The 3,080-nt window shown below is 27.4% G+C and carries 2 protein-coding genes and 1 pseudogene; all 3 read left to right on the forward strand.

The genetic code is table 11. The annotated features are described in order from the left end of the window. Positions 1-284, forward strand: a pseudogene (locus KGF46_RS19650) (ABC transporter permease); the annotation flags it as partial. Then, positions 285-1,040: an ATP-binding cassette domain-containing protein gene (locus KGF46_RS19655; RefSeq protein ID WP_227830491.1), complete on the forward strand. Its 756-nt coding sequence runs from the start codon at positions 285-287 to the stop codon at positions 1,038-1,040. 154 nt (positions 1,041-1,194) lie between these two features. Next, the gene (locus KGF46_RS19660; RefSeq protein ID WP_227843072.1) at positions 1,195-2,232 is read left to right on the forward strand and encodes an ABC transporter substrate-binding protein; all 1,038 of its coding nucleotides are present in this window, start codon (positions 1,195-1,197) and stop codon (positions 2,230-2,232) included. Positions 2,233-3,080: the final 848 nt, after the last annotated feature.

Below are 3,080 nucleotides of genomic sequence, written 5' to 3' on the forward strand. Positions count from 1 at the left end.
GTATTGGAACTTTAGTACTTGGAATTGCTTCTATCATAATTGGTATTACATTATTTAAGAAATTCACTTTTATTAAAAATACTACTGCAATAATTGTTGGCTCTTTCATATACCAATTCACTATATACTTTGCAATGAGTTTAGGTATGTTATCAACTGATTTAAAACTGATAACTGCCATAGTTATAATAGCTTTCTTAGCTACTGGTAATTTAAATATCTCACTAAAAAAAACAAGTGCAAAGCTAGTACCAAAAATAAATCTGAAAAAAGAGGTGTTATAGATGTTACAAATTAAAAATATTTCAAAGAGTTTCCCAAATCCATATGGTCAACCCAACACTATATTTGAAAATTTATCTCTTAGTATAGAAGATGGTGAATTTGTAAGTATCATAGGTAGTAATGGAACTGGTAAATCTACTTTATTAAATATAATATCGGGTCTTATAAAAGAATCCTCTGGTGAAATCACTTTAGATAATACTAATATAACAAATTTAGCTGAACATAGAAGAACTCAAATAGTAAGTAGAGTTTTTCAAGACCCAAGTTTAGGAACTTGTCCTTCTATGACAGTTAGAGAAAATTTATCTCTTGCTCTTAATAAGGGGAAATTGCTAAATTTAAAGAGATGTCTTCGTCATAAAACAAATGACTTAGAGCACTTACTTGAAGGAATTTCTCTAGATTTAAAAAAATACCTAGATATTAAAGTACAGTATCTTTCAGGAGGTCAAAGACAATCACTTTCACTAATTATGTCTAGCTTAGCAAGCCCTAAGGTTCTATTATTAGATGAACATACAGCGGCACTTGACCCAAAGACATCAAATGAAGTAATTGAATTAACTGATAAAATTGTAAGAGAAAAAAATATAACTACTCTTATGGTAACTCACAACTTAAAGCATGCACTTCAATATGGAGATAGATTAATAATGCTTCATAAAGGTGAAGTTGTTTTAGATGTAAATGGTAGAGAAAAAGAAAAATTGACTATAGAAGAAATCTTAGAAAAATTTGAATATGCTGTTTAAAAAATAGCTATCACAATAATTTAATCTTAGTTTATTTACAAATTGGTTTATTTATAAAATATTTTTAATATCATAATATTTTTAGCAATACTACAACAATTCATATGAATATATGAACATATATAATAACAAAATTTTTGAGGGGGATATAAAAATGATTAATAAAAAAAGAATAGTAAGTTTAATTGTAGCAGGAGTACTAGGAGTATCAATGCTCACTGGATGTTCTCAAAATGGAGGTTCTGATACTTCAAAAGACAAAGAAAAAACAGACAATAAAGAAATAAAAAATATAGGAATCACTCAATTAGTAGAACATCCATCTTTAGATAAGGCAAAACAGGGATTCATAAAGGCACTAAAAGATAAAGGTTATAAGGATGGAGATAATATAAAAATAGACTTCCAAAATGCTCAAAATGATATGCCTACTACACAAAGTATCGCAAGTAAATTTGTATCTGATAAAAAAGATTTGATATATGCTATATCTACACCTTCAGCTCAAGCAGCTTATAATGCTACTAAAGATATACCTATAATCATGACTGCTGTTACAGACCCTGTAGAGGCTGGATTAGTTAAATCTCTTGAAAAACCAGGTGGAAATGTTTCAGGTACATCAGATTATCTTTCAATTGATAAAACACTAGAATTGGTTAAAACTTTAACTCCAAAAGCAAAGAAAATAGGTGTTATATACAATACTAGTGAAGTTAATTCAAAAATACAAGTTGATTCTCTACATGATTATGCTAAGAAAAATAATTATGAAGTTGTTGAAAAAGGAATCAGTTCTTCAAGTGAAGTTAACCAAGCTATTTCTAGTTTAGTTGGCAAAATAGATGTTTTGTATGTTCCTACTGATAATTTAATAGTTTCTTCTATGCCTATAGTTTCTAAAGTAGCTAATGAAAACAAAATACCTATAATAGCTTCTGAAGAAGGCTCTGTATCATCTGGTGCTTTAGCTTGTTGTGGAATAGACTATGAAAAACTAGGTTACAAGGCTGGAGAGCTTGCTATTGAAGTGTTAGAGGGTAAACCTGTTGGTGATATACCTGTTACTATGTTAGATGAAACTGAAATAATAATCAATGAAGATACACTAAAAGCACTTGACATGCAAAAGCTATCAGCAGATAATATAAAGTATATAAAGTCAGATAAAAATGCAAAATCTGCAGAGTAAAATGTAGTAAATTCAAAAAAGTAGGTAATATGAAAACTTTATATAGTAAGTACTCTTATCCACCCTAACCCTTTGAAAATTGTACTTATTGTAGCAATTTATTGCATATAAAGTTATTCATTTTCCATAAAAGTCGTCTATTTTGACGACAGATTATGAAAGTTGTATAACTTTCTAATCATTATTTGAGCTGTCTAAATAGAAATTTAAATTTCTTAGACAGCTTTTTTTTATAAATTTTAATAGCTACAGCTCTATCTTAATCCATATTTTCCTTTAATTAGATATTTTTTCACAAAAATTCCATTTAATTTACAAGTTTAGGATAACGTTTTTTTCAATTGATGTATTCTCTTTTAAAAATTCTATGTATATACTATGTAGTATCTTAATTAAATTTAGCAGTTGACTTTTATTATTGTATAATTTATAATTTATAACAAGTCAAGAATACATATAATTTTCTGACTAATTAAAATATTAAAAGGGAGAGATAATTATGAATACTTTATTAAACAATAAAAAATATTATTATTACTATAGCCACTATTTCTAGGGTTTGTACCTACGTTTTAACATAGATACAGACCCCTTAAGACTAGCAAAACTTTGGGATTGTATCTATGTAGGCTATATTGTTTATAGAGTTTTCATTTAACTATATAAGAGCCACGTAGATTATACTATGTGGCTTATTCGTGTTTTTACCACATAGTTGTGTATACTATGTGGTTTTTTTATATACAAAATTAGCAAATAATTAAAATTATAAAAATATTTTCAAAGGAGTGTTTTATTTATGTCAGGTATTATATCTGTAATGACGCAAAGTTTAATTTTATCAATCA

This window comes from Clostridioides sp. ZZV14-6153 (assembly GCF_020657855.1).
Lineage (GTDB): Bacteria > Bacillota > Clostridia > Peptostreptococcales > Peptostreptococcaceae > Clostridioides.